19 protein-coding genes and 1 pseudogene are annotated in these 21778 nt (G+C 64.5%); 12 read left to right on the top strand and 8 right to left on the bottom strand.

Annotation, left to right across the window (positions count from 1 at the left end; translation table 11 throughout):
- The first annotated feature begins 2 nt into the window (after positions 1 to 2).
- From BMI86_RS04640 to sigJ, 9 genes are all read left to right on the top strand, one after another.
- The gene (locus BMI86_RS04640) at positions 3 to 872 is read left to right on the top strand and encodes an FAD binding domain-containing protein (RefSeq protein WP_078539957.1); all 870 of its coding nucleotides are present in this window, start codon (positions 3 to 5) and stop codon (positions 870 to 872) included.
- Positions 869 to 1366: a (2Fe-2S)-binding protein gene (locus BMI86_RS04635; RefSeq protein ID WP_078539956.1), complete on the top strand. Its 498-nt coding sequence runs from the start codon at positions 869 to 871 to the stop codon at positions 1364 to 1366. The genes BMI86_RS04640 and BMI86_RS04635 overlap by 4 nt, the downstream gene beginning before the upstream one ends.
- The gene (locus BMI86_RS04630; protein WP_078539955.1) at positions 1363 to 3741 is read left to right on the top strand and encodes a xanthine dehydrogenase family protein molybdopterin-binding subunit; all 2379 of its coding nucleotides are present in this window, start codon (positions 1363 to 1365) and stop codon (positions 3739 to 3741) included. Before BMI86_RS04635 ends, BMI86_RS04630 begins: the two co-directional genes overlap by 4 nt.
- Positions 3738 to 4631, top strand: a complete 894-nt coding sequence (locus tag BMI86_RS04625) for an NAD(P)-dependent oxidoreductase (protein WP_078539954.1) — start codon at positions 3738 to 3740, stop codon at positions 4629 to 4631. The genes BMI86_RS04630 and BMI86_RS04625 overlap by 4 nt, the downstream gene beginning before the upstream one ends.
- Complete coding sequence (locus BMI86_RS04620) at positions 4631 to 5221, top strand: carbon monoxide dehydrogenase subunit G (protein ID WP_078539953.1); 591 nt, start codon at positions 4631 to 4633, stop codon at positions 5219 to 5221. The genes BMI86_RS04625 and BMI86_RS04620 overlap by 1 nt, the downstream gene beginning before the upstream one ends.
- An 11-nt stretch (positions 5222 to 5232) precedes the next feature.
- Complete coding sequence (locus tag BMI86_RS04615) at positions 5233 to 6405, top strand: M20 aminoacylase family protein (RefSeq protein WP_078539952.1); 1173 nt, start codon at positions 5233 to 5235, stop codon at positions 6403 to 6405.
- Positions 6406 to 6415: 10 nt separating this feature from the next.
- Positions 6416 to 7336, top strand: coding sequence for an XdhC family protein (locus tag BMI86_RS04610; RefSeq protein ID WP_078539951.1), 921 nt, complete (start codon positions 6416 to 6418; stop codon positions 7334 to 7336).
- Positions 7337 to 7578: 242 nt separating this feature from the next.
- Positions 7579 to 8031, top strand: coding sequence for a carboxymuconolactone decarboxylase family protein (locus BMI86_RS04605; RefSeq protein WP_210402687.1), 453 nt, complete (start codon positions 7579 to 7581; stop codon positions 8029 to 8031).
- A complete protein-coding gene (sigJ, locus tag BMI86_RS04600) occupies positions 8018 to 8947 on the top strand; it encodes an RNA polymerase sigma factor SigJ (protein WP_078539949.1) in 930 nt (309 codons plus the stop codon). The genes BMI86_RS04605 and sigJ overlap by 14 nt, the downstream gene beginning before the upstream one ends.
- A gap of 90 nt (positions 8948 to 9037) precedes the next feature.
- On the opposite strand, the gene BMI86_RS04595 is transcribed toward sigJ, so the two are convergent.
- Together BMI86_RS04595 and BMI86_RS04590 are read right to left on the bottom strand one after the other, a co-directional pair.
- Positions 9038 to 9277 carry a hypothetical protein gene (locus BMI86_RS04595; RefSeq protein WP_078539948.1) on the bottom strand — a complete coding sequence of 80 codons (240 nt, stop codon included), beginning with the start codon at positions 9275 to 9277 and terminating at the stop codon, positions 9038 to 9040.
- A 13-nt stretch (positions 9278 to 9290) separates the two neighbouring features.
- Positions 9291 to 9605, bottom strand: a pseudogene (locus BMI86_RS04590) (cytochrome c); the annotation flags it as partial.
- A 325-nt stretch (positions 9606 to 9930) separates the two neighbouring features.
- On the opposite strand from BMI86_RS04590, the gene BMI86_RS04585 reads away from it, so the two are divergent.
- Positions 9931 to 10374: a YtoQ family protein gene (locus BMI86_RS04585; protein ID WP_078519905.1), complete on the top strand. Its 444-nt coding sequence runs from the start codon at positions 9931 to 9933 to the stop codon at positions 10372 to 10374.
- A gap of 338 nt (positions 10375 to 10712) precedes the next feature.
- On the opposite strand, the gene katG is transcribed toward BMI86_RS04585, so the two are convergent.
- The 6 genes from katG to BMI86_RS04555 all read right to left on the bottom strand — a co-directional run bounded on the left by katG (position 10713) and on the right by BMI86_RS04555 (position 19407).
- Positions 10713 to 12887 (bottom strand): catalase/peroxidase HPI, encoded by a 2175-nt coding sequence (gene katG / locus BMI86_RS04580; protein ID WP_078539947.1) that lies wholly within the window; start codon positions 12885 to 12887, stop codon positions 10713 to 10715.
- Between the two features lie 328 nt (positions 12888 to 13215).
- The gene (locus BMI86_RS04575) at positions 13216 to 15414 is read right to left on the bottom strand and encodes a glycoside hydrolase family 2 TIM barrel-domain containing protein (RefSeq protein WP_078539946.1); all 2199 of its coding nucleotides are present in this window, start codon (positions 15412 to 15414) and stop codon (positions 13216 to 13218) included.
- A gap of 2 nt (positions 15415 to 15416) precedes the next feature.
- Positions 15417 to 16565, bottom strand: a complete 1149-nt coding sequence (dgoD, locus tag BMI86_RS04570; protein ID WP_078539945.1) for a galactonate dehydratase — start codon at positions 16563 to 16565, stop codon at positions 15417 to 15419.
- A gap of 27 nt (positions 16566 to 16592) precedes the next feature.
- Complete coding sequence (locus BMI86_RS04565; protein ID WP_078539944.1) at positions 16593 to 17513, bottom strand: Gfo/Idh/MocA family oxidoreductase; 921 nt, start codon at positions 17511 to 17513, stop codon at positions 16593 to 16595.
- Entirely contained in the window at positions 17510 to 18571 is a 1062-nt protein-coding gene (gene ugpC, locus BMI86_RS04560) for a sn-glycerol-3-phosphate ABC transporter ATP-binding protein UgpC (protein WP_078539943.1), read from the bottom strand. Before ugpC ends, BMI86_RS04565 begins: the two co-directional genes overlap by 4 nt.
- A 32-nt stretch (positions 18572 to 18603) precedes the next feature.
- The gene (locus tag BMI86_RS04555; RefSeq protein ID WP_078539942.1) at positions 18604 to 19407 is read right to left on the bottom strand and encodes an IclR family transcriptional regulator; all 804 of its coding nucleotides are present in this window, start codon (positions 19405 to 19407) and stop codon (positions 18604 to 18606) included.
- A gap of 127 nt (positions 19408 to 19534) precedes the next feature.
- Between BMI86_RS04555 and BMI86_RS04550 the strand changes: the two genes are divergently transcribed.
- Together BMI86_RS04550 and BMI86_RS04545 are read left to right on the top strand one after the other, a co-directional pair.
- A complete protein-coding gene (locus tag BMI86_RS04550; protein ID WP_078539941.1) occupies positions 19535 to 20770 on the top strand; it encodes an extracellular solute-binding protein in 1236 nt (411 codons plus the stop codon).
- A gap of 117 nt (positions 20771 to 20887) precedes the next feature.
- Positions 20888 to 21778: a sugar ABC transporter permease gene (locus BMI86_RS04545; RefSeq protein ID WP_078520040.1), complete on the top strand. Its 891-nt coding sequence runs from the start codon at positions 20888 to 20890 to the stop codon at positions 21776 to 21778.

The following is a 21778-nucleotide window of genomic DNA, read 5'->3' as shown; positions in this document are numbered from 1 at the left end:
CGATGAAACCCGCCCCTTTCACCTACCACCGGCCTGCGAGCCTTGCCGAGGCACTGGCGCTGTTGCGCACGCATGGGCCGGCGGCCAAGCCGATCGCCGGAGGGCAAAGCCTCGGGCCGATGCTGAACATGCGGCTGGCGCGTCCGGGCCATCTCGTCGATCTCAACGATCTGATCGAGTTGGACCGCGTGCGGGTGAAGGAGGACATGCTGGAGATCGGCGCGCTGACGCGCCATCACCGGCTGGCCAATGCGCCGGAAGTGCAGCGGAGCTTGCCGCTCCTCGGTGCCGCTGCCGCCTCGATCGGGCATTACGCGATCCGTCAGCGCGGCACGATCGGCGGCAGCCTCGCCCATGCGGACCCCGCTGCCCAGTTGCCGCTGATCGCGGTCACGCTGGGTGCGACGCTGGTGATTTCGGGACCGGCAGGCACGCGCGAAGTTGCCGCCGCCGATTTCCTGCAATCGATCATGACGGTAGATCTGCGCGATGGCGAACTCATCACCGCGCTGCGCTTTCCGCTCCCCGTCGGCGATCGGTGGGCCTTCGAGGCTTTCTCGCGCCGTCACGGCGATTTCGCGCTGGTCAGCGTCGCGCTCAGTTTCGCGCGCGACGCGGAGGGCAAGATCGATGCGCTGCGGCTCGGGCTCGGCGGCGTCGACACCGTCCCGCTGCGCCTGCCCGAGATCGAGGCGCGCGCGCAGGGCAGGCTGGCCGACGAAGACACCATTCGCGACCTCGCTGCCGCGACTGCTGCGGCGATCGCGCCCGAAGACAGCGAACAGGTGCCCGCGGTCTATCGCCGGGAACTTGCCGAAACGCTTGTCATTCGCGCGTTCCAGTCCGCTCTGACCCGGGAGGAGGGTGCATGACCGCTCCGACACACGACCCCCTGACGCTTTCGCTGAGCGTGAATGGCGAAACCCACGACGTTCGGGTGCCCGCGCGCAAGCTGCTCTCGGATGTGCTGCGCGACGACCTCGGCCTGACCGGTACCCATGTCGGCTGCGAACACGGCGTCTGCGGCGCCTGCACCGTGCTGATCGACGGCCGCCCGGCGCGCGCCTGCCTGACCTTCACCGCTCAGATGGAGGGCCATGAGGTCACGACGGTCGAGGCCATGGGACGGCCTGACGCGCTCTCGGCGCTTCAGCAGGCGCTGCACGAGGAACATGGGCTGCAATGCGGTTTCTGCACGCCCGGCATCGTGGTGACCTTCGAGCATTACCTGCGCGAGAACCCGGACCCCACCGCAGAAGAGGTGCGCGATGTCCTGTCGGGCAACCTGTGCCGCTGCACGGGCTATCAGAATATCGTCGCCGCCGTGCTGAAAGCGGCGGCCCGGATGCGTGGAGAGGCGGCATGAGCGGCGATTTCACCGAGATCGGTCGCGCCCTGCCGCGCAAGGAAGATCGGCGCCTCGTTTCGGGGCGCGGGCGCTATCTCGACGACCTCGCCTTTCCCGGCGCGCTGCATGTGAGCTTCGTGCGTTCGCCCCACGCCCATGCGCGCATTCTCGGGATCGACAGCGCCGAAGCCGCTGAAATGCCGGGGGTCGTGGGGATTTTCACCGGGCGCGATCTCGATCAGATGACAACGCGGCTGCGCCTCGCACCGCCGATCGAAGGGTTGCAGCCGACCGAGCTGACGACGCTTCCGATCGACAAGGTCCGCTTTCACGGCGATCCGGTGGTCTGCGTCGTCGCGACCGATCGCTACCTCGCAGAGGATGCCGCCGAATGTGTCAGTGTCGAATATGACCAGCTTCCGGCGGTGACCTCGATCACCGAGGCCTTCGCGTCCGATGCCGCTCTGGTCGACGACAGCCTGACGAGCAACATGGTCTCGCATCAGAGCCTGTGCGTCGGCGATCCTGCCGCGCGCCGGGCCGAGGCGCATCGCGTCGTCGAGGCCCGTTTCTCGCTCCATCGCCACACCCATGTGCCGCTGGAGACGCGCGGCTGCGTCGCCGATTGGGATGACGGGCGCGCGCATCTGAACATGCATATCGGCAATCAGGTCCCGCACCCGTTGCGCAGCCAGCTTGCCGCGCGGCTGGGTCTGTCGGAAAGCCAGGTCACGGTGATGAGCCCCGATGTGGGCGGCGCCTTCGGTCAGAAGATCGCGCTCTATCGCGAGGAACTCACGGTCGCGGCTCTGTCTCGCCACCTGCGCCGCCCGGTTCGGTGGCGCGAGGATCGGATGGAAAACCTGATGTCCGCCGCCCATGCGCGGGAATACGAGTGCCGCACCCGCGCCTCGGTCAGCGAAACCGGACGGATTCTCGGTCTCGAGCTCGAGATCGACGAGGATTTCGGCGGCTATTGCTTCTACCCTGCCAATTACATGGCCCGCGTCATCGCCCTCATCATGACCGGTCCCTACCGGATTCAGGACTACGCCTATGAGGTCCGCGTCGCGCTGACCAATAAATGCGGCGCAGGCCCGATGCGCGCGCCCATGGCGATCACCAGCTGGGTGATGGAGGGCACGATCGACGCCATCGCCCGCGACCTCGGCCTCGACCCGGTCGAGGTGCGCCGTATCAACGCGCTCGGCCCGGAGGATCTGCCCTACAAGATGCCCACGGGCGAACTTCTCGAAGATGTCAGCCCACGGGAGACGCTCGAGATCGCCGTGGACGCGATCGACGTCGCGGCCTTCCGCGCCCGGCAGGCGCAGGCGCGCGCTGAGGGGCGCTATCTGGGGCTCGGGCTGTGCACGGTGATCGAGAGCACGACCTATGGCTCGGAATTCTACAAATCCGCCGGTATCCCCGGATCGGGCCATGAATCAGCCTGGGTGCGGATCGAACCGAGCGGAGCGGTCAACGCCTCCGTCGGCCTGATGGGCACTGGGCAGGGCTACGAGAGCCCGCTTTCGCAGGCGGTGGCCGAAGGGCTCGGCGTGCGCTCGGAAGATGTCACGGTCCATATGGGCAACACCGATATCGCGCCCTACGGCATGGGCAGCCGCGGCGGACGCGGCGCGACTGCCGGGGGCGGGACGCTCTATCTCTGTGCGCTCAAGGCGCGCGAGCGGGTGCTCGCGATTGCGGCTTCGATGCTCGATCTCAACGACGCTGGCGGGCTACGACTGCGCGCAGGCCAGATCGAACGGATGATCGGCGACGACTGGCAGGAGACGGGCCTTGCGCTGACCGATATCGCGCGGCGTGCCTATCTCGACCCGCTGGCGCTTCCCGAAGGGATCGCGCCGGGGCTCGACTTCTCGCAGAGCTACGACCCGCCCGCGATGACCTATTCCAACTCGACCCATGCCTGCGAGGTCGAGGTCGACCCGCAGACCGGGGCTATCACCATCGACCGCTATCTGGTCGCCGAGGATTCCGGCACCGTTCTCAACCCGATCGTCGTGCGCGGCCAGCAGCAGGGCGCGATCGCGATGGGGCTGAGCGGCGCGCTGCTCGAACAGGTGATCTACGACGGCACGGGGCAGAACCTCTCCGCGACGCTCGCCGATTACCTCGTGGCCTCTCCGAACGAACTGCCGGAATTCGAAATCCTGCATCACAACACGCCGAACCGCCGCACCCCCGCGGGGATCAAGGGCATGGCCGAAGGCGGCGTGATGGGCGCAATCGGCGTGCTCGCCAACGCGGTGAGCGATGCGCTCGCGCCGCGCGGCGTGACGATCGAGCGTCTTCCGCTGACCCCCCAATCCATTCGCGCGCTTCTGCGAGAGGCCGCGCCCAGCTCAACGAAAAGGACCCAGCCGTGACAGAAGAGAAACTTAGCGTCGGCTTCATCGGACTCGGAATCATGGGCCAGCACATGGCGGGGCATATTCTCGCCGCGGGGCATCCGCTCAACATCTACAACCGCACCCGCGCCAAGGGCGATGCCCTCGTCGCAAAGGGGGCGACGTGGTGTGACAGCCCCGGCGCCGTGGCCGAGGCCAGCGACATCACGATCACCATCGTGGGCTACCCCGCCGATGTCGAACAGGTCTACCTCGGTGAGGATGGGATCATCGCCAAGGCGCGCCCGGGCTCGGTGCTGATCGACATGACCACCTCGAGCCCGGCCCTGGCCGGGAAGATCGCGCAGGCGGCTCTTGCGCGCGGCCTCTCTGCGCTCGACGCCCCGGTGTCCGGCGGCGATGTCGGCGCGAAGGCGGGCAAGCTCGCGATCATGCTCGGCGGCGATGCGCGGGCATTCGAGCGGGTTCTGCCGGTGCTGGAGCTGATGGGCGGGAATATCGCCCTGATGGGCAAGGCGGGCGCTGGCCAGCACACCAAGATGGCCAACCAGATCGCCATCGCCTCGACCATGCTCGCGGTCGCGGAAAGCATCAGCTACGCGCGCGCCGCCGGTCTGGATCCGATGCAGGTTCTCAAAGTCATCGGAACCGGGGCCGCGTCGAGCTTCCTGCTCAACGGGCTTGGGCCGAAGATGGTGGACGAGGATTTCGCACCCGGCTTCTTCGTCCACCACTTCGTCAAGGACATGTCCATCGCGCTGAGCGAAGCCGAAAGACTGGGCCTCGATCTGCCGGGCCTGTCGCTGGCGCGCAGCCTCTATGGCAAGCTGGTGGATGACGGCTTCGGCGAAGAGGGCACGCAGGCGCTCTACCGTGCCTATAACGCGATCCACGCGGAGGCCGGGTGATGCGGTTCGAAGGCGATCACCTGATCCCGGCCGATCCCGAGACAGTCTGGCGTGGGCTCAACGACCCTGAGGTGCTGCGCCGCGCGATCCCGGGCTGCGAGGCGATGGAGCAGACGGGCGAGGCCGAATTTACCGCGACGGTCGTGGCGCGGGTCGGCCCCGTCTCGGCCAGCTTTCGCGGCAAGGTGGAGCTGAGCGATCTCGTTCCGCCCGTCTCCTACCGGATCTCCGGGCGCGGGCAGGGCGGGCCTGCGGGCTTCGCCAAGGGCGGCGCGGAAATCAAGCTCGCGCCCGAGGGCGAGGGCACGCGGCTGTCCTATATCGCCGATGTCGAGGTCGGTGGTAAACTGGCCGCAGTCGGCGGGCGATTGATTCAGGGCGTGGCGCGCAAGAATGCCGAGGACTTCTTCAATGCCTTCTCGCGGGTCGTGACCGGCGAGGCGGAGGAGACAGCCCCGTCACGCGAAGGCGCCACCCCGACGGGCGCGGTGGCCACGGCGACGGCGGGACATATTCCGCTGATCGACCGCGTGGCGTGGCTTCTGGTCGGTCTTGGCCTCGGGCTTGGGGTCTGCTGGCTCTTTGGTTGAAAGGACGCGCGATGAACATCACCCCGGCGATCAAGGCGATGGAGGACCAGTTGGTCGAATGGCGGCATGCGCTGCATCGCCGCCCCGAACTGGCCTTCGAAGAACACGAGACCGCCGCCTTCATCGCGGCTGAGTTGCGCGCGTTCGGACTTGAGGTCCACGAGGGGCTGGCCGGGACCGGGGTGATCGGCGTTCTGCGAAATGGCGAGGGGCCGACGGTCGGCCTGCGCGCCGATATCGACGCGCTGCCGATCTCCGAACTGACCGGGGCGGATTATGCCTCCGAGATCCCCGGCAAGATGCATGCCTGCGGCCATGACGGTCACACCACGATGCTTCTGGGCGCCGCGCAGGCGATGGCGGCCGATCCGCCGGGACCGGGCACGGTGGTGTTCATCTTCCAGCCCGCCGAGGAAAACGAAGGCGGCGCGCGGGTGATGGTCGAGGATGGGTTGCTCGACCAGTTCCCGCTCGACAGCACCTTTGCGCTGCATAACTGGCCGGGGCTCGAGGCGGGCAAGATCGCGATGCGCGCGGGCCCCGTCATGGCCGCATTCGACACGTTCGAACTCAAGGTGAAGGGCAAGGGCTCGCATGGCGCGATGCCGCATGAGGGGATCGACCCGATCACGCTGGCGGCTCAGCTGCAGATGGCCTGGCAAACCATCGTCAGCCGCGCGGTGGATCCGACCGATGCGACGGTGATCTCGGTCACGCAGATCCATGCGGGCCACACGCTCAATGTGATCCCCGACGAAGTGACCCTGCACGGCACCGTGCGCACCCTGCGCCCCGCGACGCGCGATTTCGTTCAGGCCGAGATGACGCGCCGCGCCGAAATGATCGCCGAGGCGTTTCATGCCAAGGCCGAGCTGATCTATCAGCGCCGCTACCCGGCCACGATCAACGATGCCGGGGCCGCCGAAACCGCACGCCGCGCCGCCGAGGCCATCGTGGGCCGCGACGCGGTGCAAGTCGATTACGCACCCAGCATGGCGAGCGAGGATTTCGCCTTCCTGCTGGAGAAGGTGCCCGGCGCTTATGGCTGGATCGGCAATGGATCGGCGGAGGGCGGGCGCAACCTGCACAGCCCGCATTACGATTTCAACGACTCGATCCTGCCGCTGGGCGTGCAATTCTTCGTCGAGGTCGCGCAGCGCGCACTGGCCGGGTCGAACGATTGAGGGGCCAGCCGTGACCCATCCCGCCGCGCAAGATCCGTGGTTCGAACTGGCGCGATCCGAGGCACCCGGCGCGATCGCGGTGATCTCTGCCATCGAAGGTCCGGCCTATCGCAATGTCGGCACCGCGATGGCGATCTTGCCGGACGGTCGGCGCTTCGGAGCGCTCAGTTCAGGCTGTATCGAGGAAGATGTGGCCGAACACGCGCTCGCGGCGCTGGCCGACGGGCAGGTGCGCAAGCTGCGCTATGGAGCCGGCTCCCCCTTTTTCGATTTGAAGCTGCCCTGCGGCGGCGCGCTCGAGGTTACGGTGATCCCCGCGCCGGACCGTTCCTTGCTTCGCGAGCTTGCGGCAAGGCGGGCGCGCCGCGCGGAGGCGGCCTTGGGAGTGAGCGCCTCTGGGGGCTTGCGTTTGATGCAGGAAGAAGACACCCCCGACGAGCCGGGAGAGTTGCGTATCGCCTTTCGCCCCGAGCCGCGCTTCGTGATCTTCGGCGCCGGTGCCGAGGCGATGTTCTTCGCCGATCTGGTGCGGGCCACCGGCGCGCCGCATCTTCTGCTCACGCCCGAAGATGCCACTTTCGCCAATGCTGAAGGTGCAGGCTGCACGGTGCGCAGGTTGGATCGAAGCGCGATCCCGTCGGACGTTGCCATCGACGCGCGCACGGCGGTGATCCTTCTGTTTCACGACCACGATTGGGAGCTGGATATTCTCGAGGCGGCGCTCGCAACGCCTGCGTTCTACATCGGGGCACAAGGCAGCGTGCGCACGCAAAGCCGACGGCAGGAAGGTTTGCAAGCGCGCGGTATCGACGCGGCGACGCGCGCGCGGGTTCATGGGCCGATCGGGCTGATCCAATCCGCGCGCGATCCGCGGCTGCTGGCCGTGTCGGTGCTGGCCGAGGTGCTTGAAGACGTGCAGCGCGACGTTTGAAATTCGCGGGTGCTGGCCCGAACAAGCCGCCGCGAATTGCATCTACGTTAAAATGCCCCGCGCGACCAAAGCTTCGACCGAGTTCGTCCTTTCCGGCGCATGGCTTTGGCGAAAAGGCGTAGGTCCCCTTAGGCTCCAGACCCGGCGACCTGAACAGAGAGATTTTCTTTCCGCCTGTCACAAAGCGGGGGGCTGTCTCGTCTTCTGGTATATAACCCAAGGAGATGCCGATGACGCCCCGAATGAACTACTACGAAGCAGCCGCCGAGACGATGAAGGCCATGAGGGCAGCCGAGGACGCGACGAAGGAGCTTTCGATCCCGCTTATGCTGCGGGAGCTTATCAAGATGCGCGTGTCGCAAATCAACGGATGCGCTTATTGCCTCGATATGCATGCGCCTGCCGCGCGGGATGCGGGTGTGTCGCAGCAAAAGCTCGATGTGCTGGCGGCCTGGCGTGAAAGCCCTGCGTTTGACGAACGCGAATGCGCCGCACTCGATTGGGCCGAAGCCCTGACAAGGATCGAACAACAGGGCGCCTCGGAGGAAGTCTTCCAGCGTCTCAGAAATGTTTTCACGGAGCGCGAATGCGTGGACCTGACTTTCGCTGTTACGTTGATTAACTCTTGGAACCGTTTCGCGGTCGGGTTCCGGTCTACCCACAAGATCACAGAGCGCGATCATGCCGTTGCCTGAGACACAGCAGGTTTTCGAAAGGGAGCGCCGCCGCTTGGCGGGGCTCGCTTATCGAATGACCGGTTCAGTCTCGGAGACGGAAGACATCCTTCAGGACGCGGCGCTGAAACTGCAAAGCGTTGGCCTTGCCGGGATCGAACGTCCGGCGCAATGGCTGTCGACCGTCGTCACGCGCCTTTGTCTCGACCATCTGCGATCGGCGCAGAAGAGGCGGGAAACCTATGTGGGGGCGTGGCTGCCCGAGCCGATTGTCACCGACCATGCGGCGGATGCCGAAAGCGATTGGATCCTGACCGAAGATGTGGGGATCGCACTCCTGCTCACGCTCGATCGACTATCGCCCGAGATGCGCGCAGCGTTCATTCTTCGCAATGGGTTCGATTACAGTTTCGACGAGATTTCGGCGGTCGTCGGCCAGTCTTCCGCAAATTGTCGGCAGCTGGTCTCGCGGGCAAGACGCAGGCTTGCCGGTGCCAATCAGAGCCCGCCGGAACGGGCAGAGGAGACCCACCCGCTTGTCGCGGCATTCTGGGCCGCAAGCCGCGAGGGCGATATGGATCGACTGCTGGAAATCTTCGCTGAAGATATCGAGGTGCATACGGATGGCGGCGGCAAGGTTCCGGCGGCGATCAACGTGCTGAGAGGGAGCCGGAACGCCGTGCGCTTCTTCGAAGGCTTGGCCCGGAAGGGCAAGCTGACGAATGGGCCTGTGCCGAGACCGCAGTTGATCAACGGAGCAACAGGATATGTGGTGCGGGAAAATGGCGTCCTGCAAACCACGGCCTTCGCGGTTCATTCCGGAAAGATCAAAGCAATATGGATTGTCCGAAACCCCGAGAAGCTGCGACATGTTCATCCTGCCGAGGAAGGATTTCCATCCGAAGGGGCGCGCCCTCCATGCTGTTCGGCCGATTGATGTGGACTAAGCCACATCGTGGGTTTCGTCTGGCATGACCGCGGACATCAGAAGCCGGACACGACGCCCGGCCTCCTGCCTCGTGTGTGATCAGGCCAGATGGCCTTCGAAGACGCTCTGCGGCTTGCCGACGGGAATGATGTCCGTCTGGCCGTAGAGGTCGATGTGATCGGCGCCGTCGATGATCATCAACTCCTTCCGCCCGCCCGTCGCCGCGCCGAGGGCGTTGGCGAGTTTGAAGGCCGCCATCTTCATCGCGCCAAAGCGGTAGCGACCGGCCGCCCGCCCGCCGTTCAAAGTGCCGGCACAGATGCCGAGGCCCAACACCATCTGCGCTGGTGCGCTACTGCTGTATCGAGGCCAGATAATAGATGAGGGATAGGATGCGCCCCCGGGCCACCATGTCCGCCGTCTCTCCGCGCTCGCTGGTCGCCGAGGCCGCGTAACGGTTCCCCCAGACCGGCATCTTGCTGCCATGCGCCCGCGTCGCGTTGCGGCCATCTATCATCCGAAGCGCGTAGTCGAACGGGAATTCGCCATTGCCCTTCTCCGCCGCAAGGCTTGTGAGGTCGGGTGTCTGAATATCCAGCAGCCCTGCCAGCGGGCCATTCCCCTTTGCTGACTCCCCATGACATCCAGCGCAGGCGACCATGTATTTCTCGCGACCGGCATCCTCCTACGCCAGAGCGCTTGTCGTCAGCAGCAGGAGCGCTGCCATGCTTGAAATCACCACACCGTTCATTGCTTTCTCCTCCTCCCAGGATTTCGAACACTTCACAGCAAATCATGTGATCGAATTCGCGCACTGATCGGCGTCAATGGCATGTCGCTATGCGTGCTGCCGGATCAAGCGCATGGGGAGCGGATCGGAGGGGGGGCGGACGACCGGAGAGGTTGCCAAGCTGGTCCCGATCCTCAAGGATCGCGCCGTAAAAGCGAAGCGGTCCGAAGCGGGGCCCACGCGACAGCGAAAAGAGGATGCGATGAAACTGAATGTCTATCTGGCCGGCGAAATTCATACCGATTGGCGCGAGGCGGTGAAATCGGCCTGCGAAGGGCTCGAGATCGAATGGTCGGGGCCAGTGACGGATCACGGGGCCTCGGATGATTGCGGGGTCGAGATCTTCGGTGCGGAAGAGGACAAGTTCTGGCATGACCGCAAGGGCGCGTCGCTCAACGCGATCCGTATCCGCACCGGGATCGAGCGCTGCGACGTGCTCGTCGTGTGTTTCGGCGAGAAATACAAGCAGTGGAACGCGGCTTTTGATGCGGGCTATGCGGCGGCGCTCGGTAAGCCTATCATCGTGCTTCAGCCGCCCGAGCACGATCACGCGCTCAAGGAGGTCGATGCCGCGGCCAATGCGGTCGCGCGCACGCCCGAGCAGGTGGCCCGCGCGCTGCGCTATGTGACCACGGCGGCGCTGTAAGGCGGAACGGTGCCCATATCTTTTTCGGCTAGCCGCCTGCGATGAGGGCGGGGCCCGACCTTGGGCGGGCGCAGGCACGAGATAGGTGGTCTGCGCTTTATCGTACCACATCCGATCGACATGTGTGCTCGCGTCGAGGTGGCAAAAGCGCCCTCCCGGGGGGAATGAGGAGGGATCGTCGCGCCAGTGGCGCGGCGTAAGCCCGACGAATGGGCGCTGCCCGGGGCTGGTCGCCCCGGGCGTCGGTCTGAACTTGGAGTGGGCTCTTTCCTGTCCCAAACGAAAACGCCCCCCGCAGGTCATCCTGCGAGGGGCGCGGTTTTCTGTAAGACAGGCGATCAGGCCAGATCGAAGCGATCGGCGTTCATCACCTTGGTCCAGGCGGCCACGAAGTCCTTCACGAACTTCTCGCCCGCATCATCCTGCGCATAGACCTCGGCATAAGCGCGCAGGATAGCGTTCGAGCCGAAGACCAGATCGACGCGGCTCGCGGTCCACTTAACCGCACCGGTCTTGCGGTCGCGGATCTCGTAGGACCCGTCGCCCATCGGATGCCAGCTATAGCCCATATCGGTCAGGTTGACGAAGAAATCGGTCGTCAGCTGGCCTTCGCGGTCGGTGAAGACGCCGTGCTTGGTGCCACCGTAGTTCGTGCCGATCGCCCGCATGCCGCCGATCAGGACGGTCATTTCATGCGCGGTCAGCCCCATCAGCTGGGCGCGGTCCAGAAGCATCTCCTCGGGCGAGACGATGTAGTCCTTCTTGAGCCAGTTGCGGAAGCCGTCGGCGAGCGGTTCGAGCACGTCGAAACTGTCGGCATCGGTCATCTCGTCACTCGCGTCGCCACGACCCGGTGCGAAGGGCACCGTCGCGTCATGACCGGCGGCCTTGATCGCCTTCTCGACGCCGACATTGCCCGCCAGCACGATCACATCGGCCACCGAGGCACCGGCTTCCGCTGCGATCGGCTCGAGCACCGAGAGCACCTTTTGCAGACGGGCGGGCTCGTTGCCTTCCCAGTCCTTCTGCGGGGCGAGACGGATGCGCGCACCATTGGCGCCGCCGCGCATGTCCGAGCCGCGATAGGTGCGCGCGCTGTCCCAGGCGGTCGAGACCAGCTCGGCCACCGACAGATCCGAGGCCGCGATCTTGGCCTTCACAGCCTCCACGTCCCAATCGGTCGACCCGGCGGGGACCGGGTCTTGCCAGACCAGATCTTCCGCGGGCACCCAAGGGCCCTTGTAGCGAACCTTCGGGCCCATATCGCGGTGGGTCAGCTTGAACCAGGCGCGGGCGAAGGTCTCCTTGAAATACTCCGGATCGGCCATGAATTTCTGGCAGATCTCGTTGTAGATCGGGTCGACCTTCATCGCCATGTCGGCATCGGTCATCATCGGCATCCGGCGCTGGCTCGGGTCCGAAGTGTCGAGCGGCATGTCCTCTTCGGCGATGTCCACCGGCTTCCACTGTTTCGCGCCAGCGGGGCTCTGGGTGACTTCCCATTCATGGCCGAAGAGCATCTCGAAATAGCCCATGTCGAATTCGAGCGGGTTCGTCGTCCACGCGCCTTCCGGCCCGCCGGTGATCGAGTTGCTCGCTTGCCCCTTCAGGTTCGGGTTGAACCAGCCGAGACCCTGCTGCTCGACATCGGCCGCTTCAGGCTCCGCGCCGAGCGCCGACGCGTCGCCATTGCCGTGGCATTTGCCGACGGTGTGGCCGCCCGCCGTCAGCGCGGCGGTTTCCTCGTCATTCATCGCCATACGCGCGAAGGTCTCACGGACCTGCGCCGCGGTCTTCATCGGGTCGGGCTGGCCGTTGACGCCTTCGGGGTTCACGTAGATCAGGCCCATCTGCACGGCGGCGAGCGGGTTTTCCATCGTGTCGGGCTTGTCGACATTGGCGTAACGCTCGTCCGACGGCGCGAGCCATTCCTTCTCGGCGCCCCAATAGGTGTCTTTCTCGGGATGCCAAATGTCCTCGCGGCCAAAGGCGAAGCCGAAGGTCTTCAGACCCATGCTTTCATAGGCGACGGTGCCAGCGAGGATGATCAGATCCGCCCAGCTGAGCCGGTTGCCGTATTTCTTCTTCAGCGGCCAGAGCAGACGACGGGCCTTGTCGAGGCTCGCATTGTCGGGCCAAGAATTGAGCGGGGCGAAGCGAATATTGCCGGTGCCCGCGCCGCCGCGCCCATCCGCGAGACGGTAGGAGCCCGCCGAGTGCCAGGCGAGGCGGATCATCAGCCCGCCGTAATGGCCCCAGTCAGCCGGCCACCACTCCTGGCTTTTGGTCAGCAGCGCATGCAGATCGGCCTTCAGCGCCTCGTAGTCGAGCTTCTCGACCTCTTCGGCATAGTCGAAGCTGCGTCCCAGCGGGTCGGTCTTGGTGTCATGCTGGTGCAGGATGTCGAGATTGAGCGCCTGCGGCCACCAGTTCATCACGTTCGAGCCAAGCTCGGTATTGCCGCCATGCATCACCGGGCACTTGCCGGCGGTGTTCACGTCATTTCCATCCATCTGTGCTTCCTCCTGCTGAGCACGGGGTTGATCGGGGAGACCGGTTAAAGTCTGACATGCCGCAGCTTGTCCGAATAGGGGCTACGGCACGTGGGTCCCTACCTTGCCCGACGCTCATAGCAGGCAGTGTGATAAATAAAAATTTGAAAATTGTAATAAGACATATAATGTAAAATTATGCATTGGCATTTTGTCAGCGAAATCCAAGCGCTGGCGTCATGCGACCCCGACGGGTTCGAACCGGCCAAAGCGGGCGCCCGTTCAACGACATGTCATGTCGCAAACGGGTTGCCCCATGGCCTTGATCGAGCGTCACTGCCTTTGCCGCTTATTCCACCGCGATCTCGATTGTCTCGACTGTCTCACGAAGCCGCGCGGTCACCTTGATCGTGCCCCGTTGGCCCGTCAGGCGGATCCAGCAACCGGTCGCACCGTCGGCGAGCACCGGATAGTCGGAGCCGATCAGCTTAGCCGGGCCTTCGACGGTGAGGCGAACGGGCTCGTTGAGGAAATGCAGCTTGTTGCCCGCCTGATCGCGCGCGCGGATCATCACGCGGATTTCCTCGCTCGGATCGGCCTCGGCCTTCGTGACATCGGGCGCCACTTCGAGCCGGTCGAACATCGCATCGGCGGGGAAGTCGCGCTCGATCACCAACTCGCCGTTGCGATAGCCACGCAGCCGACCCGCATGCCAGCTCTCGCCCCATGCAGTCACTTCGTCCGGGGTGAAATGCTCGTAGTCGATGATAACCGGCGCGTGCGGCAGATGCGGGAAGCGGGTGCGGTCGGGACCGACGCGTTTGACCACATCGGCATAGGACAGCTCCACCTCGTCGCAATTCGTCAGCACGATCAGCGGGATCACCCCTCCGATATTGCGCTCGCCGCGTGACCAGACGGTGACCGGCTCCATCACGATCGCCTCGTCGGGGTCGCGCTGGCTGGCATAGGCATAGGCCGCGAATTTCGGCTCGCGGAAGATCGACATCACGCCGTGATGGCAGATCCGGTCGCCCGCGCCGAAATCCTTGTGGGTGTTGTAGTCGAACATGCACCAGCCGATGCAGCCCGCGAGCCCGGCATCGGGGTCGTGGGCGGCGTTGAGCACGTCGAGATGGCGCAGCACATGCTCGTGCTGGCGATGCTCGGGGTCGCCCGCCTTGGTGGGATACATGTGCCCGTTATACTCGGTCACCAGATAAGGCACGCGCTTGGGCAGCCCCGTCACCTCCTGCTGGTCACGCAAGCTCGTGCGCGGGCGGTTCGAGAAGGGCAGTTCGAAATCGCCGAGGATGAAATCGTTCATTGTGTAGACGTCTTCGAGCAGTTGGCTGTCGGTGATGCAGCGCACGCCGCCGGTGGGGCGCGTCGCATCCAGCTTATGCGCGAGGGCATTGGTGCGTTTGTAGAACGCCTCTGCATCGGGGCTCTCGTTGATCCGCACGCCCCAGATGATGATCGAGGGATGGTTCCAGTCGCGCCGGATCATCCGCTCGACATTGCGCACCGATTCATCCTGCCAGACATCGCCGCCGATATGCTGCCAGCCGGGGATTTCCTCGAAGACCATGAGGCCGATCTCGTCGCAGCGGTCGAGGAAATAGGGGCTTTGCGGGTAATGCGAGGTGCGCGCGATGTTGCAGGCCAGATCGTAGCGCAGGATTTCCGCGTCGCGCTCCTGACTGCGTTTGCCCTGAGCATAGCCCGAATAGGGGAAGCTCTGGTGTCGGTTGAGGCCACGTAGGACCACGCGCTTGTCATTGAGGAAGAACCCCTCGGACGTGAACTCCGCATGACGGAAACCGAACCGCTGAGTGAGGCGGTCGCCGCTCTCAGTTAGAGTCAGGGTGAGGGTGTAGAGCGCGGGCGTCTCGACCGACCAGAGCGTGATGCCGCTGAGGCCCTCGAAGGTGATCTCGCCGGTGCCCTCGCTGCGCGCGATCTCGTGGCCGTCGGCGTCCGAAAGAACCGCCTCCACCGTGCCCGGCGCCTCGAGCTTGACCTGAACGCGCTTGGTCTCGTCCAGCACGTCGGGCGTCTCGATCTTCACGCTTGCGATATGGGCTTCGGGCAGCACCTCGAGCCACGCGTCGCGATAGATCCCGGCATAGGTGAGGTAGTCGATGCGGCCACCGAAGGGCGGAATCTCGGGGTTTTCCGAGCCGTCGATATGCATAGTCACCAGCGCCTTGCCGCCTTCGAAGCTGTCCGTCAGATCGACGGTGAAGGGCGTGTAACCGTCGCGGTGGCGCAGCACTTCCGCGCCGTTCACATAGACCACGGCATCGGCCATCGCTCCGTCGAACCGCAGACGCACCAGCTTGCCCGCCCATGCATCGTCCCACGCGATCTCGCGCTGATAGGTGAAGGGGCGCTGGAACGCGGCTTCGTCAAAATAGCTCATCGGCAGGTCGGCGGCGTTATGGGGCAGGGTGACCGTCTCGCCCTGCAGCGGCTCCGCGACCTTCGCCGCGTCGAAGCCTTCCGCGAAACTCCAGCCTTCGTTCAGTTTGCTGATCTCTCTCATGCTTACCACTCCGCGAAGCTGCCATCGGCATGGCGCCAGATCGGGTTGCGCCAGCGATGACCTTCAGAGGCCGCCTGACGGACTTTCTCTTCGTTAACCTCGACGCCGAGGCCGGGGCCCTGCGGGATCGCGACATAGCCGTCGTCATATTCGAAGACCGACGGGTTGCTCAGATAGTCGAGCAGGTCCGAGCCCTTGTTGTAATGGATGCCCAGCGACTGCTCCTGAATGAAGGCGTTGTAGCAGACCGCATCGAGTTGCAGGTTCGCCGCCAGCGCGATCGGCCCCAGCGGGCAATGCAGCGCCAGCGCCACGTCATGCGCTTCGGCCATCGCCGCGATCCGGTAGGTCTCGGTGATGCCGCCGGAATGCGAGGGGTCGGGCTGGACGATATCGACGTAACCGCCCTGCAGGATCGATTTGAAATCCCAGCGGGTATAGAGCCGCTCGCCCAGTGCGATCGGGGTGGAGCAATGGTTGGCGATCTCGCGCAGCGCCTCGGCGTTTTCGCTCAGAACGGGCTCTTCGATGAACATCAGGTTGAAGGGCTCGAGTTCCTTCGCGAGCTGCTTGGCCATCGGGCGATGGACACGACCGTGGAAATCGACGCCGATGCCGAAATCGGGGCCCATCTCCTCGCGGATCGCCTGCACGCGCGCCAGAACGGCGTCTATCTTGTCGTGGGAGTCGATGAATTGCAGCTCCTCGGTGCCGTTCATCTTCACCGCAGTGAAGCCCCGGTCGCCGCACTCGCGCGCCATCCGCGCCGTGTCGCCGGGCCGGTCGCCGCCGATCCAGCTATAGACCCGGATGCGGTCGCGTTGCTGGCCGCCCAGAAGCGCATGGACCGGCACGCCTAGCGCCTTGCCCTTGATGTCCCACAGCGCCTGATCGAGCCCGGCGATCGCCGACATGTGGATGCCGCCGCCGCGATAGAAGCCGCCGCGATACATCACCGTCCAGTGGTCCTGAATATGGCCGGGATCCTTGCCGATCAGGTAGTCCGACAGTTCCTCGACGCAGGCGGCGACAGAGGCCGCACGGCCTTCCAGCACTGGCTCGCCCCAACCGGAGATGCCCTCGTCGGTGGAGATTTTCACGAAACACCAGCGCGGCGGCACGATGAAGGTTTCGATGGCGGTAATTTTCATGACGGTCCTCAGGTTTGGTTGGCGCGATCAGGCGTCGAAAGGATCGGTGATCGCGAAACGTGCATTGATGAAGGCGTCTGCGACGAGGCGCATCGGCGCGAGGTCGAGATCGCTTTGGCCGGCGCGCACCAAATCGCGCATCCGAGCGTAAAGATTGGCGTATTCGCGGTTCTCGCCTGTGGCGATCACCTCGCCATCGACGCTGAACTCAGCGCCGCCCTTGTCGAGCATGGCCGTGCCGTGTTCGGTCTGAAGGGTGATGCGCCACAGCTCGTCACCCGTTTCCCGCCAGTCGAAGGCGGCGGTGATCGGGGTCTCGCCCGCGCACATCTCCAGATCGGCGGCGATCGGGGTCTGGCGGCCTTGCGGGATGCTCAGCGCGGCTGCTGTCAGCCGCACCGGCTGGCGCAGAACGCGGGTCAGGATCGAGAGCGCGTTGATGCCGGGATCGAAGACCCCGAGCCCGCCCGGTTGCCAGATCCACTCCTGCCCGGGATGCCACTTGCGCACATCCTCGCGCCAGTCGATCCGGATCTCGGAAATCTCGCGCCCGGCGAGCCATTGACGCGCTGCGTCCACGGCTGCCGCCTCGCGCGAATGCCAGGTCGCGAAGATCGTCAGCCCCGCCTTGGCCGCGGTCTCGCGCAGCGCCTCGACCTCGCTCAGCGTCATGCCGGGCGGCTTTTCGAGCATCAGGTGACGACCCGCACGCAGCACCGCCATCGCCTGATCGAACCGCCCCTGCGGGGGCGTGCAGAGTGACACGGCGCCGATCTCGGGCTCGGCGTCCAGCATGGCGCGCAGGTCGGGATAGCTCGGCAGGTCGGGCAGGGTGGCATTGCGGCTCGCAATGGCGGCGAGATGCACGCCATCGGTTTCCGCAATCGCGGGAAGGTGCTGGGCGCGGGCGATCGCTCCCAACCCCACGAGGCCGATAGCAAGGCTCATCCGCGCACCCGTGCGCCCGTGCTGGTGTCGAACACATAGACCGAGGCCGGATCGAAGCTGAGCCCGGTCTTGCCGCCGACCGCGCCGTGGAGGCGCTGATCGGTCTCCACGACCACCCGCTCGCCCGAGGCCGCGTCGAGATGCGCATAGCTGACGCCGCCAAGGTTCTCGGCCATCTCGATGGTGAAATTGCCCTCCGCACCGCTCAGGCGAAGCGCGTTGGGGCGAATGCCGATTTCCAGCTTCGTGCCATCCGCGGGCAAGGCAACGGGGCTGTCGACGCGTTGCCCCAGAGCGGGCACGTCAAGCTGCCCCTCCACTACGGTCGCGGCGAGAAAGTTCATCGAAGGCGAGCCCATGAAGCCCGCAACGAAGCGATTGTCGGGGTCGTCGTAAAGCTCCATCGGGCTTCCGACCTGTTCGATATTGCCCGCCCGCAGCACGACGATCTTGTCGGCCATGGTCATCGCCTCGACCTGATCGTGGGTGACGTAGATCATCGTCGCCCCGATCTCACGGTGCAGACGCGCGATCTCGGCGCGCATCTCGACGCGCAATTCGGCATCGAGGTTCGAGAGCGGCTCGTCGAAGAGGAACACCTCCGGGCCCCGTGTGATCGCGCGGCCGATGGCCACACGCTGGCGCTGACCGCCCGAGAGTGCGGCAGGCTTACGGTCCAGAAGCGGCTCGAGCTTCAGGATCCGCGCGGCTTCCTGCACCTTGTCGCTGATCTGGGCCTTCGGATGGCCGTTCATCTTCAACCCGAAGCCCATATTCTCGCCCACCGTCATATGCGGGTAGAGCGCGTAGGTCTGAAACACCATCGCGATGCCGCGCTCGGCGGGTTCGGCCTTCGTGACTTCGCGGCCACCGATGCGGATTGCGCCGTCCGAGGTCTCCTCCAACCCCGCGATCATCCGCAAAAGCGTCGACTTGCCACAGCCGGATGGCCCGACGAAGACACAGAATTCCCCCGGGTCGACCGTCAGATCGACGCCGTGGATCACCTCCGCATCGCCAAACCGTTTGACGATCTTCTCCAATGCGACTCCGCTCACGGGGTCTCCTCCCTGTTTTTACGCGCCGGGGTTCAGTCGGCGCGTTTCTGTTCCGGAAAGCGCCAGTCACTGGCCGCTTTCGCGATCTTCTCCGCCGTCTCGAGGATCAGCGGGGCATAGGTTTCGAGTTGTTTTTGACCGTCGGGCTGGCCCGAGGTGATCGAGAGCGCGCCCAGAACGCGGCCCTGCGGCGACAGAATCGGGGCGGCGATGCAGCGGATGCCGGGCTCGTGCTCCTCGTCGTCCCAGGCAAAACCGCGTTTGCGGATGTTCTCCAGCTCTGCGCGCAGGCTCGTCGCGTCGCTCAGGGTGTGTTCCGTGAACCGATGAAAGCTTTGCCGCGTCAGCGCATTCTGCAAAGCGTCCTCGGGCAGATAGGCGAGCATCGCCTTGCCCACGCCCGTGCAATAGGCCGGACCGACCTTGCCCGATTGCGAGAACATCTCGACCGGGCGCGAGGCGTTGCGCTTGTCGACATAGAGCACCATGCCCTGATCGAGCTGCGCGAGGTGCAGCGTCTGACCGGTCTCCTTCGACAGTTGGTCGAGGTAGGGCGCTGCGATCGGCGCAAGCGAACTTTGCGCCCAGGCGGCATGAGCAAGGCGCACGAGGCGCAAACCCGGCCGATAGGTCTGACGATCCTCGTCGAAGGCGAGCATGCCCTGGTTCGTGAGCGTCTGCACGAAGCGATACAGGGTCGCCTTGGGCAGATCGCAGACCGGCAGCAACTCGGCGAAACGCACGGGGCGGCCGAATTCGGCAACGCGGTCGAGCACGGCCAGCGTGCGTCCAACCGTGCCGTCCGATTTCTCCGGCTTGGGCGTGGCGTCGTTCATGGGCTCCTCCTCAGGGCTGTTGACAGGATGAGAGATTCGCGGCAGCATTTCAATATGTAAAACACGGTTTCAATATTTGGAACTAAAATCATTGATCCGTGGGCTACTGAAACGGGAGGAGAACCGAATGAATATCCTGAAAACCACCGCGCTCGTGGCGCTGATGGGCTCTATCGCCATTCCGGCGATGGCCGAGCAGCGCGTGCTCAAGCTGTTCACCGATGCGTCCGATCCGGCCCCGAAAGCCGCGTTCGAACAGCTCGTGAAAGGCTTCGAGGCCGAAAATCCGGATGTGAAGGTCGAGGTGAACACCTTCGATCACGAGGGCTACAAGACCGCGATCCGCAACTTCCTGACCGCCGACAGCCCCGATCTGGCAAACTGGTATGCGGGCAACCGCATGGCGCCCTTCGTCAATGCCGGGCAGTTCACCGATGTGTCCGATGTCTGGGAGGAGAACGGGCTCAAGGACAGCCTCGGCTCGGCGCTCAAGTCGATGACCATCGACGGCAAGCAGTGGGGCGTGCCCTATACCTACTACCAGTGGGGCATCTACTATAACAAAGACGTCTACAAGAAGGCCGGGGTGGAGGTGCCCAAGACCTGGGACGAGTTCATCTCGAACTGCAAGAAGTTCAAGGAGATGGGCGTCGACTGCCTGACCACCGGCACCAAGGCGCTGTGGCCGGCGGCGGGGATCTTCGACTATCTCGATCTGCGCACCAACGGCTACGATTTCCACATGAAGCTCACCAGCGGCGAGGTTCCGTGGACCGATGACCGGGTGAAGGCCGTGTTCGCCGAGTGGAAGAAGGTTCTGCCCTACACCACGAAAAACGTCGCCGCGATCGACTGGCAGGATGCGGTGTCGAACATCGTGCAGGGCAAGGCCGCGAATTACGTCATGGGCAACTTCGCCGTCGCCACCTTCAAGGATGGCGGGATGACCAACGACACGCTGGGCTTCATGGACTTCCCGACGATCAACCCGGATATCCCGCGCGCCGAAGAAGCGCCGACCGATACGATCCACATCCCGGCAGGCGCCAAGAACAAGGCGGACGCCAAGAAGTTCCTCGCCTATGTCGCGAAGGCCGATGTGCAGACCAAGATGAACGAAGAACTCGGTCAGCTGCCGATCAACAAGAACTCTTCGGTGGGCGACGATCCCTATCTGCAGGCGGGCTTCAAAATCCTGTCCACGGCCGATGGCGGCATCGCGCAGTTCTTCGATCGTGACGCACCTGCGCAGATGGCGAAGGCGGGCATGGAAGGCTTCCAGGAATTCATGGCCTATCCTGACCATCTCGACGCAATCCTCGAGCGCCTCGAGAAGGTGCGTCAGCGCGTCTACAAGAACTGATCCTCCCCGAGGGGCGGTGCCTGTTGCAGGGTGCCGCCCCTTCCTGTTTTTCCAGATCCGAGGAGTGCGACGATGACCGTCTCACCCGCTATGTCCGAGCCGCGCGCGGAGACCGGCATGCCCGCACCGCGCCGCCGCCGGTTGAACCGAAAACTTGCGCCCTGGCTGTTTCTCGCCCCCGGCGTGCTGATGTTCCTGATCTACGTGCTGATCCCGATCGGCGAGTCGATGTGGATCTCGTTCTTCCAATGGGACGGGCTGAGCGCGAAAACGTGGGTCGGGCTGTCGAATTATCTCGAGCTGCTCGATGACGACGCTTTTTACACCAGCCTCAAGAACAACCTGATCTGGCTGGTGCTCTATATGCTGGCGATCCCGTTCGGGCTGTTCATCGCTCTGTTCCTGAACCAGACCGTGCGCGGTATCCGGATCTACAAGTCGCTGTTCTTCTTCCCCTTCGTGATCTCTCAGGTCGTGGTCGGCCTGATCTTCTCGTGGTTCTACGCGCCCGGCTTCGGGCTGTTCTTCGAGCTGACGAAATGGCTCGACGGGACCGGGATCGCGATCCTCGCCAACCCCAACACGGTAACCTACGGGATCATCGCCGCGGGGCTTTGGCCGCAGATTGCCTATTGCATGATCCTCTACCTGACCGGTCTGAACGCGGTCGCGCCCGACCAGATCGAGGCGGCGCGTCTCGACGGGGCGAAGGGCATCAAGATGCTCTGGTATGTCGTGTTGCCGCAGTTGCGCCCGGCTACTTTCATCGCGGTCGTCGTCACCGTGATCGGTGCGCTGCGCAGCTTCGATCTCGTCTCGATCATGACCGATGGCGGGCCCTTCGGCTCTTCGCGGGTGCTGTCTTACTACATGTATGAGCAGGCGCTGTCGGAATACGGCTATCGCATGGGCTATGGCGCGGCGATCGCGGTGGTGCTGTTCGCGATCATGATGATCTTCATTTCGGGCTTCATCTGGAAGATGTGGCGCGACGAAAGGGGCCTGTGA

The sequence above is a fragment of the Thioclava sp. DLFJ5-1 genome (assembly GCF_002020115.1).
Classification (GTDB): domain Bacteria; phylum Pseudomonadota; class Alphaproteobacteria; order Rhodobacterales; family Rhodobacteraceae; genus Thioclava; species Thioclava sediminum.
The sequence above is the reverse complement of the archived record's forward strand: the minus strand, read 5'-3'. Positions and strand labels throughout refer to the sequence as shown.

Coding starts and splice junctions, on each gene's coding strand:
- BMI86_RS04635 (WP_078539956.1), top strand. CDS start 869: ATGACCGCTCCGACACACGACCCCCTGACGCTTTCGCTGAGCGTGAAT.
- BMI86_RS04615 (WP_078539952.1), top strand. CDS start 5,233: ATGAACATCACCCCGGCGATCAAGGCGATGGAGGACCAGTTGGTCGAA.
- BMI86_RS04630 (WP_078539955.1), top strand. CDS start 1,363: ATGAGCGGCGATTTCACCGAGATCGGTCGCGCCCTGCCGCGCAAGGAA.
- BMI86_RS04555 (WP_078539942.1), bottom strand. CDS start 19,407: ATGAACGACGCCACGCCCAAGCCGGAGAAATCGGACGGCACGGTTGGA.
- BMI86_RS04605 (WP_210402687.1), top strand. CDS start 7,579: ATGAACTACTACGAAGCAGCCGCCGAGACGATGAAGGCCATGAGGGCA.
- BMI86_RS04620 (WP_078539953.1), top strand. CDS start 4,631: ATGCGGTTCGAAGGCGATCACCTGATCCCGGCCGATCCCGAGACAGTC.
- BMI86_RS04585 (WP_078519905.1), top strand. CDS start 9,931: ATGAAACTGAATGTCTATCTGGCCGGCGAAATTCATACCGATTGGCGC.
- sigJ (WP_078539949.1), top strand. CDS start 8,018: ATGCCGTTGCCTGAGACACAGCAGGTTTTCGAAAGGGAGCGCCGCCGC.
- BMI86_RS04550 (WP_078539941.1), top strand. CDS start 19,535: ATGAATATCCTGAAAACCACCGCGCTCGTGGCGCTGATGGGCTCTATC.
- BMI86_RS04575 (WP_078539946.1), bottom strand. CDS start 15,414: ATGAGAGAGATCAGCAAACTGAACGAAGGCTGGAGTTTCGCGGAAGGC.
- katG (WP_078539947.1), bottom strand. CDS start 12,887: ATGGATGGAAATGACGTGAACACCGCCGGCAAGTGCCCGGTGATGCAT.
- BMI86_RS04545 (WP_078520040.1), top strand. CDS start 20,888: ATGCCCGCACCGCGCCGCCGCCGGTTGAACCGAAAACTTGCGCCCTGG.
- BMI86_RS04565 (WP_078539944.1), bottom strand. CDS start 17,513: ATGAGCCTTGCTATCGGCCTCGTGGGGTTGGGAGCGATCGCCCGCGCC.
- dgoD (WP_078539945.1), bottom strand. CDS start 16,565: ATGAAAATTACCGCCATCGAAACCTTCATCGTGCCGCCGCGCTGGTGT.
- BMI86_RS04640 (WP_078539957.1), top strand. CDS start 3: ATGAAACCCGCCCCTTTCACCTACCACCGGCCTGCGAGCCTTGCCGAG.
- BMI86_RS04595 (WP_078539948.1), bottom strand. CDS start 9,277: ATGGTGTTGGGCCTCGGCATCTGTGCCGGCACTTTGAACGGCGGGCGG.